The sequence below is a fragment of the Type-F symbiont of Plautia stali genome (assembly GCF_059731105.1).
The window spans coordinates 1176495-1195644 of the sequence record NZ_AP035909.1 but is presented as its reverse complement, the minus strand read 5'-3'; the positions used below and the strand labels follow the sequence as shown (position 1 = coordinate 1195644).

At 60.4% G+C, this 19150-nt stretch carries 20 protein-coding genes and 1 riboswitch; of the genes, 8 read left to right on the top strand and 12 right to left on the bottom strand.

Annotation, left to right across the window (positions count from 1 at the left end; translation table 11 throughout):
• The first annotated feature begins 41 nt into the window (after positions 1-41).
• From AC6I7A_RS05600 to AC6I7A_RS05590, 3 genes are read left to right on the top strand one after another with little or no spacing between them, the layout of a single operon-like run.
• Entirely contained in the window at positions 42-803 is a 762-nt protein-coding gene (locus tag AC6I7A_RS05600) for an endonuclease/exonuclease/phosphatase family protein (RefSeq protein WP_009091319.1), read from the top strand.
• A complete protein-coding gene (gene clsB, locus AC6I7A_RS05595; protein ID WP_058958320.1) occupies positions 800-2044 on the top strand; it encodes a cardiolipin synthase ClsB in 1245 nt (414 codons plus the stop codon). Before AC6I7A_RS05600 ends, clsB begins: the two co-directional genes overlap by 4 nt.
• Positions 2044-3012: a lysylphosphatidylglycerol synthase domain-containing protein gene (locus AC6I7A_RS05590; RefSeq protein ID WP_009091322.1), complete on the top strand. Its 969-nt coding sequence runs from the start codon at positions 2044-2046 to the stop codon at positions 3010-3012. The genes clsB and AC6I7A_RS05590 overlap by 1 nt, the downstream gene beginning before the upstream one ends.
• Before the next feature lie 84 nt (positions 3013-3096).
• Here the strand turns inward: AC6I7A_RS05590 and AC6I7A_RS05585 are convergent, their stop codons facing one another.
• Both AC6I7A_RS05585 and AC6I7A_RS05580 read right to left on the bottom strand, forming a co-directional pair.
• Positions 3097-3804 (bottom strand): Bax inhibitor-1/YccA family protein, encoded by a 708-nt coding sequence (locus tag AC6I7A_RS05585; RefSeq protein WP_046101458.1) that lies wholly within the window; start codon positions 3802-3804, stop codon positions 3097-3099.
• Between the two features lie 103 nt (positions 3805-3907).
• Entirely contained in the window at positions 3908-5002 is a 1095-nt protein-coding gene (locus AC6I7A_RS05580; RefSeq protein ID WP_058958322.1) for a DUF1615 domain-containing protein, read from the bottom strand.
• Between the two features lie 106 nt (positions 5003-5108).
• Between AC6I7A_RS05580 and AC6I7A_RS05575 the strand changes: the two genes are divergently transcribed.
• The gene (locus AC6I7A_RS05575; protein ID WP_058958323.1) at positions 5109-5894 is read left to right on the top strand and encodes an OBAP family protein; all 786 of its coding nucleotides are present in this window, start codon (positions 5109-5111) and stop codon (positions 5892-5894) included.
• Positions 5895-5901: 7 nt separating this feature from the next.
• Here the strand turns inward: AC6I7A_RS05575 and moaE are convergent, their stop codons facing one another.
• From moaE to moaA, 5 genes are all read right to left on the bottom strand, one after another.
• On the bottom strand, positions 5902-6354 hold the full coding sequence (gene moaE, locus AC6I7A_RS05570) for a molybdopterin synthase catalytic subunit MoaE (RefSeq protein ID WP_009091326.1): 453 nt from the start codon (positions 6352-6354) through the stop codon (positions 5902-5904).
• 1 nt (position 6355) lies between these two features.
• Positions 6356-6601: a molybdopterin synthase sulfur carrier subunit gene (gene moaD, locus AC6I7A_RS05565; protein ID WP_009091327.1), complete on the bottom strand. Its 246-nt coding sequence runs from the start codon at positions 6599-6601 to the stop codon at positions 6356-6358.
• Positions 6594-7079, bottom strand: a complete 486-nt coding sequence (gene moaC, locus AC6I7A_RS05560) for a cyclic pyranopterin monophosphate synthase MoaC (RefSeq protein WP_058958324.1) — start codon at positions 7077-7079, stop codon at positions 6594-6596. Before moaC ends, moaD begins: the two co-directional genes overlap by 8 nt.
• A 2-nt stretch (positions 7080-7081) precedes the next feature.
• The gene (gene moaB, locus AC6I7A_RS05555; RefSeq protein WP_009091329.1) at positions 7082-7597 is read right to left on the bottom strand and encodes a molybdenum cofactor biosynthesis protein B; all 516 of its coding nucleotides are present in this window, start codon (positions 7595-7597) and stop codon (positions 7082-7084) included.
• A 14-nt stretch (positions 7598-7611) separates the two neighbouring features.
• Positions 7612-8598, bottom strand: coding sequence for a GTP 3',8-cyclase MoaA (moaA, locus tag AC6I7A_RS05550; RefSeq protein WP_058958325.1), 987 nt, complete (start codon positions 8596-8598; stop codon positions 7612-7614).
• Positions 8588-8721, bottom strand: a riboswitch (molybdenum cofactor riboswitch). Its footprint overlaps the gene before it by 11 nt.
• Before the next feature lie 204 nt (positions 8722-8925).
• Here moaA and AC6I7A_RS05545 point away from each other — a divergent pair.
• Positions 8926-9849 (top strand): gluconeogenesis factor YvcK family protein, encoded by a 924-nt coding sequence (locus AC6I7A_RS05545; protein ID WP_009091333.1) that lies wholly within the window; start codon positions 8926-8928, stop codon positions 9847-9849.
• Here the strand turns inward: AC6I7A_RS05545 and uvrB are convergent.
• Complete coding sequence (uvrB, locus tag AC6I7A_RS05540) at positions 9833-11854, bottom strand: excinuclease ABC subunit UvrB (protein WP_058958326.1); 2022 nt, start codon at positions 11852-11854, stop codon at positions 9833-9835. The two genes, AC6I7A_RS05545 and uvrB, sit on opposite strands and share 17 nt — an antisense overlap.
• A gap of 893 nt (positions 11855-12747) precedes the next feature.
• Between uvrB and AC6I7A_RS05535 the strand changes: the two genes are divergently transcribed.
• Positions 12748-13470 (top strand): ABC transporter ATP-binding protein, encoded by a 723-nt coding sequence (locus AC6I7A_RS05535; protein WP_009091339.1) that lies wholly within the window; start codon positions 12748-12750, stop codon positions 13468-13470.
• 64 nt (positions 13471-13534) lie between these two features.
• On the opposite strand, the gene bioD is transcribed toward AC6I7A_RS05535, so the two are convergent.
• Genes bioD through bioB form a run of 4 tightly spaced genes read right to left on the bottom strand, consistent with a single transcriptional unit; the run spans position 13535 to position 17124 of the window.
• Positions 13535-14206 (bottom strand): dethiobiotin synthase, encoded by a 672-nt coding sequence (gene bioD / locus AC6I7A_RS05530; protein ID WP_058958327.1) that lies wholly within the window; start codon positions 14204-14206, stop codon positions 13535-13537.
• Entirely contained in the window at positions 14203-14958 is a 756-nt protein-coding gene (gene bioC, locus AC6I7A_RS05525; RefSeq protein ID WP_009091341.1) for a malonyl-ACP O-methyltransferase BioC, read from the bottom strand. Before bioC ends, bioD begins: the two co-directional genes overlap by 4 nt.
• The gene (bioF, locus tag AC6I7A_RS05520; protein WP_498004540.1) at positions 14942-16093 is read right to left on the bottom strand and encodes an 8-amino-7-oxononanoate synthase; all 1152 of its coding nucleotides are present in this window, start codon (positions 16091-16093) and stop codon (positions 14942-14944) included. Before bioF ends, bioC begins: the two co-directional genes overlap by 17 nt.
• Entirely contained in the window at positions 16093-17124 is a 1032-nt protein-coding gene (bioB, locus tag AC6I7A_RS05515; RefSeq protein WP_009091343.1) for a biotin synthase BioB, read from the bottom strand. The genes bioF and bioB overlap by 1 nt, the downstream gene beginning before the upstream one ends.
• A gap of 85 nt (positions 17125-17209) precedes the next feature.
• Here bioB and bioA point away from each other — a divergent pair, with 85 nt between their 5' ends.
• On the top strand, positions 17210-18514 hold the full coding sequence (gene bioA, locus AC6I7A_RS05510) for an adenosylmethionine--8-amino-7-oxononanoate transaminase (RefSeq protein WP_058958328.1): 1305 nt from the start codon (positions 17210-17212) through the stop codon (positions 18512-18514).
• 74 nt (positions 18515-18588) lie between these two features.
• Entirely contained in the window at positions 18589-19065 is a 477-nt protein-coding gene (locus AC6I7A_RS05505; protein ID WP_058958329.1) for a kinase inhibitor, read from the top strand.
• Positions 19066-19150: the final 85 nt, after the last annotated feature.

Below are 19150 nucleotides of genomic sequence, written 5' to 3'. Positions count from 1 at the left end.
ACTTTGATTCTGGTGATGATGAAAAGGAGTGCGTCGCGAGTATGCCACAAAACACGCAAGGATTTTCAATAAAAGTCCTGACGATCAATACACACAAGGGTTTTGCCCCGTTTAATCGCCGCTTCATCCTGCCGGAATTACGCGAAGCCGTTCGCGCAACGTCGGCGGATGTGGTCCTTCTGCAGGAGGTGATGGGCACGCATGCCATCCATCCGCTTAACCATGACGCGTGGCCCGAGGCGCCACACTATGAGTTTCTGGCCGACACCATGTGGAACGATTTCGCCTACGGGCGCAATGCGGTCTACCCGGAAGGACATCACGGCAATGCCGTGCTGTCGCGCTTTCCGATTGCAGAGTATGAGAACCGGGATATCTCGGTGGCGGGCAGTGAAAATCGCGGCATGCTGCACTGTCAGATCGCCCTGCCCGAGCCGCATGGCACGCTGCACGTTATCTGCGTGCACCTTGGCCTGAAGGCCTCGCACCGCCGCGCGCAGATGAAGATGATATGTGAAATGGTCACCTCGCTGCCGCCCGACGCGCCGGTTGTGGTGGCGGGTGATTTTAACGACTGGCAACGACGCGCTAACGCGATCTTAAAACAGGGCGCAGGCCTGAAAGAGGTATTCAGCATGAAAACCGGACGCCCGGCGCGCACCTTCCCGGCGCGCTTCCCGATTCTGCGGCTCGACCGCATCTATGTACGCAATGCCACCGTCACTCATCCGTGGGCGCTGCCGCGTAAGCCGTGGTCCCATCTCTCCGACCATGCGCCGCTGGCCGTGGAGATTCACCTATGAATTTCAGCTGGCAGGAAGGCAACCGGCTGCTGTTGCTGGAAAATGGTGAGGCGTTTTTCCCGCGCGTCTTTGGTGCGATACAGCGGGCCGAGCGCACGGTGCTGATTGAAACCTTTATTCTGTTTGAGGATGAGGTCGGCAATGCCCTGCATCGCGAACTGCTGGCGGCGGCCCAGCGCGGGGTGCGGGTTGAAATCATGGTGGATGGCTACGGCTCCGCCGAACTCTCCGACACCTTTGTGAACAGCCTGACCAGCGCGGGCGTGCGCTTCATCTACTACGATCCGCGCCCGCTGGTGATGGGCATGCGCACTAACGTGTTCCGCCGCCTGCACCGCAAAACCGTGGTGGTGGATGATGTGGTGGCCTTTGTGGGCGGCATCAACTTCTCTGCCGAGCACAACACCGACTACGGCCCCGAGGCCAAGCAGGATTATGCGGTGCAGGTCAAAGGGCCGGTGGTAGGCGATATCGCCCGCTATCTGCAGCAGGCGATTGGCAGTGAACAGCCTACCCGCCGCTGGTGGGGGTCGCGATCTCACCGTCCGGCGGTCAATGCCAGGCCCGGCGATGCCCAGGTGCTCTATGTCTATCGCGACAATGACGAACATCGCGACGACATTGAAATGCACTACCTTGAGATGCTGCGCGAGGCGAAGCGGGATGTGATTATCGCTAACGCCTACTTCTTTCCCGGCTACCGGCTGTTGCGTGAGATGCGCAACGCGGCGCAGCGCGGCGTCAGGGTGCGGCTGATTGTGCAGGGCGAGCCGGATATGCCGATTGTGAAAGTAGGCGCGGAGTTGCTCTACAACTATCTGGTCGATGGCGGGGTTGAAGTCTATGAATATATCCGTCGTCCGCTGCACGGCAAGATCGCGGTGAAGGACGATCAGTGGGCCACCGTCGGCTCCAGCAATCTCGACCCGCTCAGCCTGTCACTCAACCTGGAAGCCAACCTGATCATTCACGACCGGCCGTTTAACCAGACGCTGCGTGACAACCTTGAAGCGCTGCTGGCAAATGATTGTCAGCGGGTGCAGGAGGATCGACTGCCCCCGCGCAACTGGTGGCAGCTCAGCAAAAGCGTGGTGGTCTTCCACTTCCTGCGCCATTTCCCGGCTATTGCGGGCTGGTTACCGGCGCACACACCGCGGCTGGCCCAGGTGGCTGCCCCGGTGCAGCCCGAGATGGAGACACAGGATCGCGTAGAAGCCGACAACCAGGGAGCAAAATCCTGATGGCAAAAAAACATCCACGCTGGCAACTGGCAAAAAAAATCCTCACCGTGCTGTTCTTTATCGCGGTGGTGGTGCTGCTGGTGGTTTATGCCCGCAAAGTGAACTGGGAAGATGTTTATGACGTCATCGTTAACTATAACCGCTTTGTGGTTCTGACCGCCGCCGGACTGGTGGTGCTGAGTTACCTGGTCTACGGCTGCTATGACCTTATCGGGCGCGCCTACTGCGGGCATAAGCTGGCGAAGCGGCAGGTCATGCTGGTGTCATTTATCTGTTACGCCTTTAACCTGACGCTGAGCACCTGGGTCGGCGGCGTGGCGATGCGCTACCGGCTCTACTCCCGCCTGGGACTCGACAGCGCCACCATCACCCGCATCTTCTCCCTGAGCATCGCCACCAACTGGCTGGGCTACATTCTGCTGGCTGGCGTGGTGTTCAGTGCGGGCATGGTCTCCATCCCCAGCGGCTGGTTTATCGGTGAGACTACCCTGCGGCTGATCGGTGTGGTGCTGCTGGTGCTGGTGGCGATCTACCTCTGGGCCTGTGCCTTCTCGAAACAGCGACGCTGGACGGTCAAAGGGCAGACGCTGCAGCTTCCCTCGCTGCGTATGGCGCTGCTGCAGTTTGGCGTCTCCTGCGCTAACTGGATGGTGATGGGGGCAATTATCTGGCTGCTGCTGGGGCGCGATGTCGGCTATCCGATGGTGCTGGGCGTGCTGCTGATCAGCAGTATTGCCGGGGTGATCATTCATATTCCGGCGGGTATTGGCGTGCTGGAGGCGGTCTTCCTGGCACTGCTCAGCGGTCAGCACGCGTCGCATGGCACCATTATCGCGGCGCTGCTCGCCTATCGCGTCCTCTATTTCATCCTGCCGCTGCTGCTGGCGCTGGTGCTCTATCTGGTTCTGGAGAGCCGGGCGAAGCATCTGCGCCAGAAGAACGAGCAGAAGCTTCAGAAGTCATCATAAAACGGGGGAGGCGCAACCGGTGCGCCTCCCCCTTTACATCTCAGCCGTTCAGCGCGGCGCTGGCCGCGAAACGGGTAGCCTGACTCAGCGACGGTTGCCCATAATCCGCAGCAGCATCAGGAAGAGGTTGATGAAGTCCAGATAGAGCGTTAACGCCCCCATGATCGAGTAGCGACGCAGGTTTTCCGTGTCGCGCGCATCAATCTGCTCACCGATATTTTTCAGCTTCTGGGTGTCATAGGCGGTCAGGCCGACAAACACCACCACTCCGATATAGGTAATCGCCCACATCAGCGCCGGGCTTTTCAGCCAGAAGTTCACCAGCGACGCCAGCAGGATGCCGATCAGCGCCATAAAGAGCAGACTGCCAAACCGGCTCAGATCGCGTTTGGTGGTGTAGCCGTAGAAGCTCATCGCGCCAAACATCCCGGCGGCGACAAAGAAGGTACTGGCGATGGAGGAGTAGGTGTAAACCAGGAAGATGCTGGCCATCGTGACGCCGGTCAGCGCCGAATAGAGCATAAACAGCCCGGTCGCCACCGCCCCGCTCAGGCGATGCACCATGCCTGACAGGAAGAACACCAGCGCCAGCTGCGCGATAATCAGCCCGAAGAAGGTGATCCGGTTGGCGAAGACCAGCTCCATGACCGCAGGCGTACGTGCAGCGAACCAGGAGACAAACGCCGTCAGCAGCAGACCACAGGTCATCCAGCCATACACCTGGGCCATGTAAGCCTGAAGCCCGCGCGAGGCGGGTTGAACGATAGAATCATGTCGTGGATATCGATCCATGATGCACCTCTTGATAAAGGGATAAGTAGTAAGACGCTCCACAGGGAGCCCTGTCAGATTTAAGTGTGGCACAGCTCAGCTCAACTGCGCCACAACATGCCGTTTAACGCCGTGACAGGCACTGCTGATAACGGCTGTCGACGCGCTGCGCAAACCACGCCGTCGTGAGATTGCGGGTAATTTTCGGGCTCTCCAGCTTAATGCCCGGCAGCATTTCACGCGGCAGCTTACGGCCCGCCATTTTATCCGCCAGGGTAAAGACCTGCTTCCAGAGTTCGCTGTCGCTGAACGACGCTTTCTCCCCTTTCTCCAGATCGCGCCGGATGGCGCTGTTGCTCATGTCGATCTGCTTCGACAGGGTGCGCACCGCCAGTTCGGTGCCGCCCGCCGCGTCTGAGCCATAGAGGATCAGATCGCCATCCAGCGCCAGCTTCATCCCGGTCGCCTTCGCCACCGCCGCCTGGAACGCCGCGTTGCGACTGGCGTACCAGCCCGCATTGAAGTCCGCGAAGCGGTAGAGCGGCTGGCTGTAGTCAGCCGGGTAGCCGAGCAGGTGCATCGTGCCGAAGTAGATCCCGCCGTGACGGGTAAAGACTTCACGCCGGATCGTGCCATCAACCGGCCACGGGTAGCCTTTGGCATGCGCCTCGGCAAAGGCAATGCTGACCTGCATCGGCCCGCCCGTGTGGATCGGATTGAGATTGCCAAACAGCGTCTGGCCCATCGGCACCATGTCGATCAGGTCATCAAAGATGGCGCTCAGCTCTTTTTCACTGCGCACTTTGTCGAGCCGCGCCGCGTAACTTTCGCCGGTCGGGGATTTAATCAGCAGCGCAGTGCGCACCAGAAAAGCCGGCACATGGACTTTGGCCGCCCGGCGATTGATCTCACCCCAGGCGATTTTAGGCAGGCCGGGCACGGCCGCCTCGGCGCTGAAGTTACTCTCCTGATCCGCCACGGCGATCACCGCGCAGAGGTTGCTGGCGCTGGGATCGATCTGCTGGGTGCGGAAAGAGGTGTAGATATCGTCGCTCCATGCCGCTTTGTTGCTGACATGCGACGGCAGCAGCCGCTGAATTTGTGCTTTCACATCCTCAGGCTGCCGGACCGGCGCCTCGGGGGTTTTCTTGCTGCTACAGCCCGCCAGCACCAGCGCGGCGACCAGTGTCAGACGTTGCAGAATCGGGGTGGATGACATGCCTGTCCTCAGAATGAACCAAAACCCTACTCTATCATCGCCAGCGTTTCGCAGGCAGGCGGGAACTGAACTAAGGTTACCTTTTTTAACGTTAAAGGAACTTACGATGTTTAAACTCTGGCCCGTTGCGGCGTTCAGCCTGTTATTAACCGGCTGCGGCGCCAATAATACGCCTGCTCAGGTGCAGTCACCGGGCGCGCCCACTTCCTCCTCGCTGAAGCTGCTGGAGACCGGTGCCAGCGTGATGCAGTCACGACCGCCGATTGAGGCGATCAACACCTATCTGGATGGCTTCCATTTTTACAATGGCGACCAGAACGGTCAGATGGAGGCACACCACTACGTCACCGTGCTGAACGAGGATGTGATGCAGGCGGTGATCTATGACGGCAACACCCGCGATGCGCGGCTGATGGGGGTGGAGTACATCATCAGCGAACGGCTGTTCAACACCCTGCCCCCGGAGGAGAAGAAGCTGTGGCACAGCCACCAGTATGAGGTGAAGTCGGGCACGCTGATTGCGCCGGGCTTACCCGCTAGCGCCGATCACGCCCTGATGAAACGCATCGTGAATACCTACGGGAAAACCTGGCACACCTGGCATACCGATCGCGATAAAACGCTGCCGCTCGGCATTCCGGCACTGATGATGGGCTTTACGGCGGATGGTCAGATGGATTCCCGGCTGCTGGCCGACCGCGATCGCCGCTTCGACGTCGACAGCAAAGCGATTCGCGCCCGGCGCGCCGATATCGTGGCGCACCCGGCGGCGGCGGGTGCGAACGCGTGGCAGCAGGGCCAGGTGATCCAGCTGAAGCGGACGACGGGCGGCGGTGAGCACAGTCACGGCCAGACCCGCTTTGGCCCGGCGGAGCAGCTGAAGCAGCCGTAGTTCCGCGCTACTCCCAGCGCTGAGCGGCCTGGTGATCGCTGTCGCGGGCATCCACCCAGCGGTCACCCTGCTCTGTCGCTTCGCGTTTCCAGAAGGGCGCGCGCGTTTTCAGGTAATCCATGATGAATTCGGCGGCGGAAAAGGCGCTGCCGCGATGGGCGCTGGTCACGCCGACCAGCACGATTTCATCGCCGGGAAACAGCTCGCCGACGCGATGGATCACCGTGACGCGCTGCAGCGGCCAGCGTTCACGCGCCGCCGCCACGATCTCCTGCAGCGCTTTCTCGGTCATACCGGGATAGTGCTCCAGCGTCAGCGCCGCCACATCACTCCCCAGATTGTGGTTGCGGACTTTACCGGTAAAGGTCACAACCGCGCCATCTTCATCACAGGCGGCCAGCCAGCGATACGCTTCTGCCATGTCAAACGGCGCGGGGCCGACGCGAATCTGCGTATCCATCTCAGCCTCCGGTTACGGGCGGGAAAAAGGCCACTTCATCCCCGGCGTGCAGGGGATGCGTCATCGGCACCAGCGTCTGATTGACCGCCGCCAGCAGCTTACCCGACGCCAGCGCCAGCGCCCAGCGGTCGTCCCGTGCAGCGAGGGATGCGCGCAGTGCCGCCACGTCCGGATAGTCCGCGCTGACCTCCAGTGCGGCCGTGCCGGTCAGCTCGCGCACCTGGGCAAAAAACAGCACCTTAATCATGGGCCACCGCCTGAAAATCGCCGCTTTTGCCACCGCTCTTGCTGATTAAACGCAGCTGATCGATGACGATATCTTTCTGCACCGCTTTGCACATGTCGTAGATAGTCAGCGCGGCCACCGAAGCCGCGGTCAGCGCCTCCATCTCCACGCCGGTTTTGCCACTCAGGCGGCAGAGCGAGGTGATGCGGACCCGGTTGTGCGCCGGTTCTGCTTCGAGGTTCACTTCCACTTTGCTCAGCATCAATGGATGGCAGAGCGGAATCAGCTCCCAGGTGCGTTTCGCCGCCTGGATACCGGCGATGCGGGCGGTGGCAAAGACATCCCCTTTATGGTGGCTGCCCTCGATAATCATCTGCAGCGTTTCCGGCTGCATCAGCACCAGCACTTCTGCCCGCGCTTCGCGCACGGTTTCAGCCTTGGCGGAGACATCCACCATGTGCGCTTCGCCCGCGGCGTTAATGTGTGTAAGTTGAGACATGCTTATTGTTTCTTCAGATGTGAGACAAAATTACAGGGCGCGGTGCGCGCATCGATCTGATCGGCAATGATGCGCTCCCAGGCGGTACGGCAGGCGCTGGTCGAACCCGGCACGGCCAGAATCAGCGTCTGATTCGCCAGACCGGCAATGGCGCGTGACTGCAGGGTCGAACCGCCAATCTCCTCATAGGAGATCATCCGGAACAGTTCGCCAAATCCCTCAATCTCGCGGTCAAACAGCGGCAGCAGCGCTTCCGGCGTGCTGTTCTTCAGGTTAAACCCGGTGCCGCCGTTCACGATCACCACCTGCACATCGTCACTGGCGATCCAGCGCGACACGGTGGCACGAATGCGATAGAGATTCTCTGGCACGATAGCGTGATCGACCACGCTGTGGCCCGCTTCCGCCGCCGCGCTGCGCAGGTAGTCACCGGAGGTGTCGTTGCTGGCATCGCGACGATCGGAGACCGTCATCACCGCAATCTGCACCGCCTGAAATTCGCTGGCTGGTTTACCCATACTGCCTCCTGAAATTAGCCGCCAATGTAAGAGAGATTCTGTGTAATGCCGGTGTTGCCCTGATGGAGAAAATGGGTCTGCTTCTTCTGCCCCAGGCTGCTGGCAATGCGCGCCTGCAGTTCAGCCTGCTGGTCGTCCGACGCCAGCAGATCGCGCAGCGGAATGCCGCCGTCGCCAAACAGACAGAGGTGCAGATTGCCCTGCGCGGAGACGCGCAGACGGTTGCAGCTGGCACAGAAATCTTTGGCGTAGGGCATAATCAGGCCGATCTCGCCGACATAATCGGGATGGTAAAAAACCTGCGCCGGGCCGTCACTGCGTTCGCTTTCACGACGCTGCCAGCCCTGAGCGATCAGCTGGTCGCGGATCACCGCACCGGAAACGTGCTGATCGCGGAACAGCGAACCGCCGTCACCGGTTTCCATCAGTTCGATAAAGCGCAGCTGAATCGGACGGTTGCGGATCCAGTCCAGGAAGGTGGTAAGACTGCGGCTGTTAAGATCGCGCATCAGCACGCTGTTGACTTTCACCTGGCGAAAACCGGCGTCAAAGGCGGCATCGATGCCGCTCATCACCTGATGAAATTTATCCTGACCGGTAATGGCGTGAAACTGGCGGGCATCCAGACTGTCCACGCTGACGTTCAGCGCGGTTAAGCCTGCCTCGCGCCACTGCTTCACGTCACGCGCCAGCCGGTAGCCGTTAGTGGTCACCGCGATCTGACGAATGGCGGCGTTTTCACGCACCGCGGCGATGATGTCGGTGAAATCACGGCGCAGCGACGGCTCCCCTCCGGTCAGCCGCACTTTTTCCGTGCCGGCTGCCGCAAAGGCCCGCGTGACACGGCGGATTTCATCCAGAGAGAGAAAGCTTTTGTTACGAATTCCCTGCGGCTTGTAGCCGTCCGGGAGACAGTAGGTACAGCGGAAATTACAGACATCCGTGACCGACAGGCGCAGGTAATAGAACTTACGCGCGTATGCATCAGTAAATTGTGACACCAGAACACCTTTCCAGATTGGGAGATGCAGTCATTTCTTCCTGCACCCTGGCAGCTCGATGGCTACGGCCTGAACCCCCTATCCGCAGACTTAGGCATTCAGGCTTGAGTGTACGCTGACCCGTTGATCAGCGCGGTAAACATGATGTTAGCGTGATTCACGCCACTCTTCCATTCGCTGTTTTCGCTATATATTCTTATACATATCGAATTTTCACCGCATTTTCGCTACAGGATACGTTAAAATGCCCGCCTGATTTTGACGTAAGTCATCCGCGCGGGCTTAGCGTTTAGAGCCTCGCCACGCGAAAGGAAAGTAAGGAGAAGTATGAATCGCACACTGGCCGATCTTGATCGCGTTGTGGCACTGGGCGGCGGACACGGTCTGGGCCGCGTGATGTCTGCCCTTTCCCCGCTGGGCTCGCGCCTCACCGGCATTGTCACCACCACCGACAACGGCGGTTCAACCGGCCGTATCCGCCGTTCCGAAGGCGGGATCGCCTGGGGAGATATGCGCAACTGCCTGAACCAGCTGATTACCGAACCCAGCGTCGCCTCTGCGATGTTTGAGTATCGTTTCGCCGGTAATGGCGAACTGGCCGGGCACAACCTGGGTAACCTGATGCTGCGCGCGCTGGATCATCTCAGCGTGCGCCCGCTGGAGGCGATCAACATCATCCGCAACCTGCTGAAGGTGGATGCCTTTTTAATCCCGATGTCGGAGCAGCCGGTGGATCTGGTGGCGATGGATGCGGAAGGCAACATGGTTTACGGCGAAACGGCGATTGACGAGATGAAGCAGCCGCCGCAGGAGCTGATGCTGCATCCCAATGTCCAGCCCACGCGGGAAGCGCTGCAGGCGATTGGTGAGGCGGATCTGATCCTGATCGGGCCGGGCAGCTTTTATACAAGCCTGATGCCGATCCTGCTGATGGATGAGATGGCGCAGGCGCTGCGGCGCACGCCCGCCACCATGGTCTTTATCGGCAATCTGGGCCGCGAGCTCAGCCCCGCCGCCGCCAGCCTGTCGGTGGCTGACAAACTGGCGATGATGGAGCGTTACATCGGCAAGCGGGTAATTGATGCGGTGGTGGTCAGCCCGGCGGTCGATACCCGGGGGATTGACGATCGGCTGATCGTCCGTGAACCGCTGGAGGCCGCCGACATTAAATATCGTCACGACCGCCAGCTGCTCAGGGTGGCGCTGGAACACGCCATTCAGGGTTTTAACGGCGCTATGAGGCCGCAATAAACAGCGTACGCAGCTCATGCAGCTGATCGCGCACGTTCGCCGCCTGCTCGAACTCCAGGTTCTGCGCATGCTGCTGCATCTGTCCCTCCAGCTCGTGGATCTTCTTCTGCAGCGCCTGAGGCGTTAAGGTCAGCAAATCGGCCTGAGCCTGCGCTTCGCCCGGGCGGGCCGGTCTGGCTTTGCCACGGGTTTTCACCACGTTGTTGCCGAGTTCCAGAATATCGGTGATCTTCTTGTTGAGGCTCTGCGGCACGATGCCATTCTTTTCATTGTGCAGCTGCTGTTTCTCACGGCGGCGTTCGGTCTCTTCAATGGCGCGCGCCATCGACGGCGTGATTTTATCGCCGTAGAGAATCGCCTTACCGTTGACGTTTCGTGCCGCACGACCGATGGTCTGGATCAGGGAACGTTCTGAACGCAGGAAGCCCTCTTTATCCGCATCCAGGATCGCGACCAGTGACACTTCCGGCATATCCAACCCCTCACGCAGTAAGTTGATGCCCACCAGCACATCAAACTCACCCAGACGCAGGTCGCGGATGATCTCCATACGTTCCACCGTATCGATATCGGAGTGCAGATAGCGCACCTTCTCGCCATGCTCTGTCAGATATTCGGTGAGATCTTCCGCCATGCGTTTGGTCAGCACCGTCACCAGGATACGTTCGTTGGCCGCCACGCGCTGACGGATCTCCGACAGCAGATCGTCAACCTGGGTGCCGACCGGACGCACTTCGATGATCGGATCGAGCAGACCGGTCGGACGCACCACCTGATCGACCACTTCATTGCCCGATTTTTCCAGCTCATATTTACCCGGCGTCGCCGACACATAGATGGTCTGGGGCGCCAGCGCCTCAAACTCTTCAAACTTCATCGGACGGTTATCCAGCGCCGACGGCAGACGGAAGCCATACTCCACCAGCGTCTCTTTACGCGCCCGGTCGCCTTTATACATGCCGCCAATCTGCGGAATGGTGACGTGGGACTCATCCACCACCAGCAGGCCATCGGCAGGCAGATAGTCAAACAGCGTCGGCGGCGCTTCGCCCGGCCCGCGTGCAGAGAGATAGCGCGAGTAGTTTTCGATGCCGGAGCAGTAGCCCAGCTCGCTCATCATCTCCAGATCAAACTGGGTACGCTGGGTGATGCGCTGCTCTTCCAGCAGTTTGTTGTTCTCCAGCAGCACCCGTCGGCGATCCGCCAGCTCCACTTTGATCTCTTCCATCGCCTGCAGGATGCGCTCGCGCGGCGTGACGTAGTGGGTTTTAGGGTAGATGGTGAAGCGCGGCACCACCGACTCGATCTGGCCGGTCAGCGGGTCGAACAGCGACAGCCGCTCAACCTCTTCGTCAAACAGCTCTACGCGCAGCGCAATGTCATCCGACTCCGCCGGGAAGATATCGATCACCTCGCCGCGCACCCGGAAGGTCCCGCGCTGGAACGCCTGGTCGTTTCGGGTGTATTGCAACTCGGAGAGACGACGCAGAATACTGCGCTGATCGATGATCATGCCGCGGGTCAGGTGCAGCATCATTTTCAGATAGAGATCGGGGTCGCCCAGACCGTAGATCGCGGAGACGGACGCCACCACGATCACATCCCGCCGCTCCAGCAGCGCCTTGGTGGCCGACAGACGCATCTGTTCGATGTGCTCATTCACCGAGGCATCTTTTTCGATAAAGGTGTCGGAGCTGGGCACATAGGCTTCAGGCTGATAGTAGTCGTAGTAAGAGACGAAGAACTCCACGGCGTTATCCGGGAAAAACTCTTTCATTTCGCCATAAAGCTGGGCGGCCAGCGTCTTATTGGGCGCCAGCACCATGGTCGGACGGTTGAGGTCGGCAATCACGTTGGCGACGGTAAAGGTTTTACCGGAGCCGGTTACCCCTAATAAGGTCTGATGGGCCAGTCCATCCTCCAGTCCCTCTTCCAGGCGACGGATCGCCTCAGGCTGATCGCCTGAAGGTTTAAAGGCAGAGTTTAATTTAAAGGCTTTGCTCATGAATGCATTTCCTGCTGGAGAAGTCGGCGGGCAGGCACTTATTTTACTCGGCTATGGTGATTTTGCCAGAAAATAATACTGGATATAAAAACAGTAATGGTGCAATGTTAACCCTGTTGCGGTTCCGCTCCCCTCTCTGGCGCGCGATGAAAATCCAGGCGAAGCGTGTTGCGCAAGGTTATCCCCAGGCAGAGATCGGATTTAACATTTGTCAATAGAGCGTCACAAAATTACAGTCTGGTTACCTGACAGAGAAATCGCAGGCTTGTTTTTTAATAAAATACTGATTTTAATGGCTTTAGCTTATGAGGCCAGAATCTCGTCATTATGTTACCAGGCCCCGTATTTCCTCGCTTCCAACTGGTTTTCATTACCTAATGCACAAGGTTATCCACAGGAATAGTGGATAAGTGATGGCAGCCCCGCCGCCATCAGCTGTGTATAGTTTTTCCCTGCCCTTCTGACACCGCGAAAATAATTTTTTTTCCGTTAAATTTCGCGCCCGCGGCTGGCGGAATAGTCTGCATTTTTAATCCTTCCCCCCGCTGGCCAGGCAAATTTCCGGGCGCCGACTAGAATTCTTAATCAGATTCGTTGCCTTCTCAGAGCACGCCTGCACCAGGAACAGCGCCGCCAGGCACTGCAAAAGTGCAGGTGCGTGATGACCGTGGGGAATTGATAAGTTTTTCTCACCTTTCCTTCCCCGAAAGCAGGCACAGCAGCAGAAAACAGGGCCGTTTTAAGATCTGGCCTGGGAATTGCAGGACTCTCTGGCACCAACGCGCACCAGGCGCACTGAGCTGCAACGGCGACAGGGCCGCTGCTGATGACTTGTTTGCCAGACGACAGAGAGCGGAAGCATTCAGGCTAATGATCGGGAAGGAGAGTGTCAGATGCTGAGTTTACGTTCGGTGAATCAATTTTACGGTCAGAACCATATTCTCTGGGATGTGGACCTCGATCTGGCGCCTGGCACCTGCACCGGCGTTCTGGGCCGGCCTGGCATGGGCAAAACCACGCTGGTGAACTGCATCATGGGCAGACTGCCTATCAACAGCGGCTCTATCTCCTGGAAGGAAGATGGCTCCCCGCCGGAAGATCTGCTGCTGCAACCGGCTGAACAGCGGGCACAGATGGGGATCGGCTACGTGCCGCAGGGCCGCCATATTTTTACTCAGATGAGCGTGGAAGATAACCTGCTGATCGCCCTGCTGGCGGGTGCCAGTCAGCACGATCGCCATCGCGCCATTCCTGAAATGGTGTTCGATCTCTTTCCGGCACTCTATTCGCTGCGCCAGCAGCGCAGCGGTGATCTGCCTGTCGATCAGCAGCAACAGCTGGCCCTGGCGCGTGCGCTGGTGCTGCAACCTAAACTGCTGATTCTCGATGAACCCACCGACGGCATGTCGCCGTGGCTGGAGGAGGAGATGGGCAATCTGATCCGGCGGCTTAACCTCGACTACGGGCTGACCATTCTCCTGCTGGAGCAGCGCCTGTCGCTAATCCGCCGCGTGGCAGACTACTTTCTGCTGCTGCATCGCGGTCGCAATGTGGCGCACGGCAGCATGGCGCAGCTTGACGATTACACCGTCGATAAATGGCTGACGGTGGCCTGAGGGCAAAACCGGTTGCGGCGGGCAGAGCCGCCGCTGGCCGCAGTGACGGCCGGGCCGGGTCCGCTTATTCAGGCAGCTTCAGGTAGTGTCCACAGGCAGCCTGCTGCGCCTCATCCGTGAGATAGGGGATCGTGCCCAGACAGGGGGCAGGCAGGCGCTGTTTCAGGCTGGCGAGATAGTGCTGATAGCGTTTGCCCGGTGGCTCGATGGTATTCGCGATCCAGCCTGCCAGGGTCAGCCCGCGCGCCCGTACCGCCTCTGCGGTGAGCAGCGCATGGTTGATGCAGCCCAGCTTAATCCCCACCACCAGAATCACCGGTAGCTGTTCGCTGACCACCCAGTCCGCATAGGTGTGCGTCTCCGACAGCGGGGTGTACCAGCCCCCGGCCCCCTCGACCAGAATCCAGTCCGCCAGCGGCTCCAGTGCCGCCAGACCAGCCGACAGCGCCAGATGGGTAATCGGCCTGCCCTCTTCCGCGCTGACGATGTGCGGTGATGTCGGTTCCATAAAGGCCAGCGGATTGACCTGCTGATACGTTAACGCGACGCTGCTGTAACGCTGCAGGGCCAGTGCATCGCTGTTGCGGATGCCCTCCGGCGTCATCTCACAGCCCGACGCCACCGGCTTATAGCCCGCACAGCGGAAGCCTGCGGCGGCGGCGGCCTGCAACAGCGCGCCGCTGGCGACCGTTTTGCCAACTTCGGTGTCGGTGCCGGTGATAAACAGGCGTTTCATGATGCACTTACTCCATAAATTAAATGATAACTCAGGCGGTAGCCGTGCCGGTCGCGCGGCCAGTGCGCCTCTAACCGGCTGAGGCGTTGCCGGGTTAACACCTGGCCGTCACGCCCCTGATGCAGATGGGTCGCGCCAATGCCCTTTAGTGAGCGCATGGCGCTGAGCGCATCGGGAAAATGGATCGTCACCCGCTCCGAGGTGCAGCGCAGCGGCCAGGCATGGCAGGCGGCGGCAATCTGCGCCTCGCTGAGAAAGCGATTGGCATGCGGCAGTGCGTCCAGATGTGACCAGGCTTCATGCACCTCCTGCAGCGAATCGTCCCCCAGGGTGGAAAAGAGCAGCGTGCCGCCGGGCCGCAGCACCCGCCGGAACTGGGCCAGCGCCTGCGGCAGATCGTCACTCCACTGCACCGCCAGGTTGCTCCAGACCAGGTCAAAGCTGTTGTCCGCCAGCGGCAGCGCATCAATGTCCCCCGCCAGATAGTGCTGCGCCGCGTCGTTGCGGCGTGCCTGTTGCAGCATCTGCGGGGAGAGATCCAGCGCCGTAACCTGTTTGCCACGCGCGCGCCAGAGCCGGCTGTACCAGCCGGTGCCACAACCGGCATCCAGCAGGTGCAGACCACTGTCGACCGGGGCGTGTGCCAGCAGGGCATCGCCGCTCAGACGCTGCAGGGCGGCATGCGCATCGTAGTGGCTCGCCGCCCGGCCAAAAGCGCGAGCGACCGCCTGTTTGTCAACCTGCAGCGTCATGCAGCGCCTCCAGTAGCCGATCGATATCCTCAGGGCGATGTGCCGCCGTCAGGGTGATGCGCAGCCGGGCGGTACCCGGTGGCACGGTAGGCGGCCGGATAGCGCTCACCCAGCAGCCCGCCTCAGCCAGCTGCGCAGAGAGCGCCACCGCCTCGCTGTTTTCACCCACCAGCAGGGGCTGAATCGCACTCTCTGAATCCATCAGCTGCCACGGCAGCGACGCCGCGCCGCGCCGGAAATGGCGGATATTCTGCTGCAGGCGCTGGCGCAGCGCCTCGCCCTGCTGAACTTCATGCAGCGCCGCCTGCAGCGCAAAAGCCTGGGCGGCGGGCATGGCGGTGGAGTAGATCAGATGACGGCTGAACTGCAGAAAGTAGTCGGCAGTGTCGGCATCGCACAGCAGGGCCGCGCCGCTGACGCCAAAGGCTTTGCCAAAGGTGATCACCTGCAGTTCCGGCCGGACGCCCTGCTGCCAGCAGCTGCCGCGCCCCTGCTCACCCACCACACCAATGCCGTGCGCATCATCCACCAGCAGCCAGCCTCCGGCCTGACGCGTCTGCTGCGCCAGTGCAGCCAGCGGCGCGCTGTCGCCATCCATGCTGAAAATCCCCTCCGTCACCACCAGCGTCTCCCCCTCACAGGGTGAGGCGAGCCGCGCCGCCAGACTCTCCGGCGCGTTGTGACTGAACCGGCGCAGCTGCGCCGGGCTGTGGCTGGCCGCGTCGAGCAGAGAGGCGTGGCTGAGTTTATCAGCCAGGATGCGATCGTTTTTCTCCCCCAGCAGATGGATCACCGCCTGGTTGGCCGCGAAACCGGAGATAAAGAGCAGCGCACGGTCATAGCCGAGCCAGTCGGCCAGCTGCGCCTCCAGATCGGCATGCTGACGGTGATAGCCGGTTACGTGTCCTGAGGCCCCCGCGCCCGCGCCGGTCAGCGCCGCACCCTGCTGCCAGGCCGCGATCACCGCCGGATGGCGGGTCAGGCCGAGATAATCATTGCTGGAGAAGTGGTGATAGCAGCGACCGCCGCTGTGCAGCGTGCGGGTCGTCTGTTCGTCGACAATCCGTCGCTGCCGCCAGCCATCGGCCGCACGACGCTGATCCAGCGCCTGCCGGAATCGTTGCTGCCAGCTCATTACAGCGCCGCGTTGTAGAACTGTTCCGTGTCCGCATGGAACAGCTGCTCGCTGAGATGCTCTTCCTGCTGCTGATCGCCGTGCTGCGTGTGCGTATGCTCCGGGTTCAGCCCCAGTTTGCGGAACAGCACCCGATCGGTATCCTCTTCCGGATTAGGTGTGGTCAGCAGTTTGCAGCCGTAGAAAATGGAGTTCGCCCCGGCCATGAAGCACATCGCCTGGGTCTGTTCGTTCATCTGCTCCCGGCCTGCTGAGAGACGCACATGGGAGGTCGGCATCATGATGCGCGCCACCGCAATGGTGCGGATAAAATCGAACGGTTCCACATCGTCGTTATCCGCCAGCGGTGTGCCTTTCACCTTCACCAGCATGTTGATCGGCACGCTCTCGGGTGGCGTCGGCAGATTGGCTAACTGCACCAGCAGACCGGCGCGATCGTTCACGGTTTCCCCGAGGCCGACGATCCCGCCTGAACAGACTTTGATCCCGGCGTCGCGCACTTTGCCCAGCGTATCCAGGCGCTCCTGATAACTGCGGGTGGTGATGATGGAGCCGTAAAACTCCGGCGAGGTGTCGAGGTTGTGGTTGTAGAAATCGAGCCCCGCGCCCGCCAGTCGCTGCGCCTGCTGCTCGCTGAGGGTGCCCAGCGTCATGCAGGTTTCCATTCCCATCGCCTTGACGCCTTCAACCATCTTTTCCAGATAGGGCATATCGCGCTCGTGCGGATTTTTCCACGCGGCCCCCATGCAGAAGCGGGTCGAGCCCGCGGCTTTGGCCTGACGGGCGGAGGTCAGCACCTCTTCCACTTCCATCAGGCGTTCCGACTCCAGGCCGGTCTTGTAGCGCGCACTCTGCGGGCAATATTTACAATCCTCCGGGCAGGCACCGGTTTTGATCGACAGCAGGGTACTGACCTGCACCTGACGCGGGTCGAAGTGCTGACGGTGCACCTGCTGCGCTTTAAACATCAGTTCAAGAAAGGGTTCATCAAACAGCGCTTGCGCCTGTGCAATTGTCCAGCGTTGAGCCATTACTTACTCCAAAAAGGGTGTCATCCCGACAGAAAGCAGGGGTATACTTGTAAACTATATTTTTTTATTTTGGTTTACAACTCCGATGACCCTCACCGCGTTCACCTCTGAAGATGCCCGTTTTGACCGCCAGCATATCTGGCACCCCTACACCTCCATGCAGGACCCCCTGCCCTGCTACCCCGTGGTGGCCGCCCGCGGGGTTACGCTGCAACTTGCCGATGGCCGTGAGCTGGTGGATGGCATGTCCTCCTGGTGGGCCGCGATCCATGGCTACAACCATCCGCGTCTGAACCAGGCGCTGACCGCGCAGGTTGCACAGATGTCCCACGTCATGTTTGGTGGCATCACCCACCCGGCAGCAGTGGCGCTCTGCCGCCAGCTGGTGGCGATGACGCCTGAGGCGCTGGAGTGCGTCTTCCTGGCGGACTCCGGTTCGGTGGCGGTGGAAGTGTCGATGAAGATGGCGCTGCAATACTGGCTGGGCCGCGGTGAGACGCGCCAGACCTTTCTGACGCTGAAGCGCGGCTATCACGGCGATACCTTTGCGGCGATGTCGGTGTGCGATCCTGAGAACTCCATGCACAGCCTGTGGCGCGGCTATCTGCCGGAACATCGCTTTGCAGCGGCACCGGCCTGCGGCTTTGACGATGCGTGGCAGAGCCAGGACTTTGAGGATTTTGCCCGGCTGATTGAGACACACCATCAGCAGCTGGCGGCGGTGATCCTGGAGCCGATTGTGCAGGGCGCTGGCGGCATGCGTTTTTATCATCCGCGCTACCTGCAGCAGGTGCGGGAGGCGTGCGATCACTACGGCGTGCTGCTGATTGCCGATGAGATCGCCACCGGATTCGGCCGCACCGGCAAGCTCTTTGCCTGCGAGCACGCGGGCATCACCCCGGATATTCTCTGCGTCGGCAAGGCGCTCACCGGCGGCATGATGACCCTGGCGGCCACCCTGACCACCCGCGAAGTGGCAGACACCATCAGCCGCAGTGCGGCAGGCTGTTTCATGCATGGCCCGACCTTCATGGGCAATCCGCTGGCCTGCGCGGTCGCGTCGGAGAGCCTGAAGATGCTGGCGGAAGGAGAGTGGCAATGCCAGGTAGCAAACATCGAACAGCAGCTGCGGGCTGAACTGCTGCCGCTGCGCCACTCGCCGCAGGTGGCCGACGTGCGCGTGCTGGGCGCGATTGGCGTGGTGGAAACGCATCAGGCGGTCAACATGGCGGCGCTGCAGCAGTTCTTTGTGGAACAGGGGGTCTGGATCCGCCCGTTTGGCCGCTTAATCTACCTGATGCCGCCCTACATCATCACGCCACCGGCGTTAAGCCGGCTGACCGCTGCGATTGCCGGCGCGCTGGATCATCCGCACCATTTTGTCTCCTGAGCAGGCTGACCGCTGGCACTGGCTGCGCTTTTGGTTATGATGAAAGGCTATTCATCGACAGTTAAGGAGATGTGATGCGCGTTTTTAGTCAGGATTTTAATGACGGCGAGAAGATGCCTGAGAAGCATGTTTTCAACGGCATGGGTTATCACGGCGAGAATATCTCTCCGCATCTGGCCTGGGAAGCGGCACCGGCGGGCACCAAAAGTTTTGTTGTGACCTGCTACGATCCGGATGCCCCGACCGGGTCCGGCTGGTGGCACTGGGTCGTGGCGAACATCCCGGCCAGCACCACCTCCCTGCCGCAGGGTGCCGGTTCCGGCAAAGCGGCGCTGCCTGCAGGCGCCGTGCAGACCCGTACCGATTTCGGTCAGGCGGGTTACGGTGGCGCAGCACCGCCGCAGGGCGAAACCCATCGCTACATTTTCACCGTGCATGCGCTGGATGTGGAGACGATTGAAGTGGATGAAGGCGCCAGTGGCGCGATGGTCGGCTTTAATGTGCATTTCCACGCTCTGGCGAGCGCCTCGCTGACCGCGAACTATCAGTAACAGGGGACGCTTTCTTCTTCTGACCGTGTTCCCTGCATGCTGAGCGGATTCATCGCGGTCAGAGGCACCCGGATTTGCGTTTTTC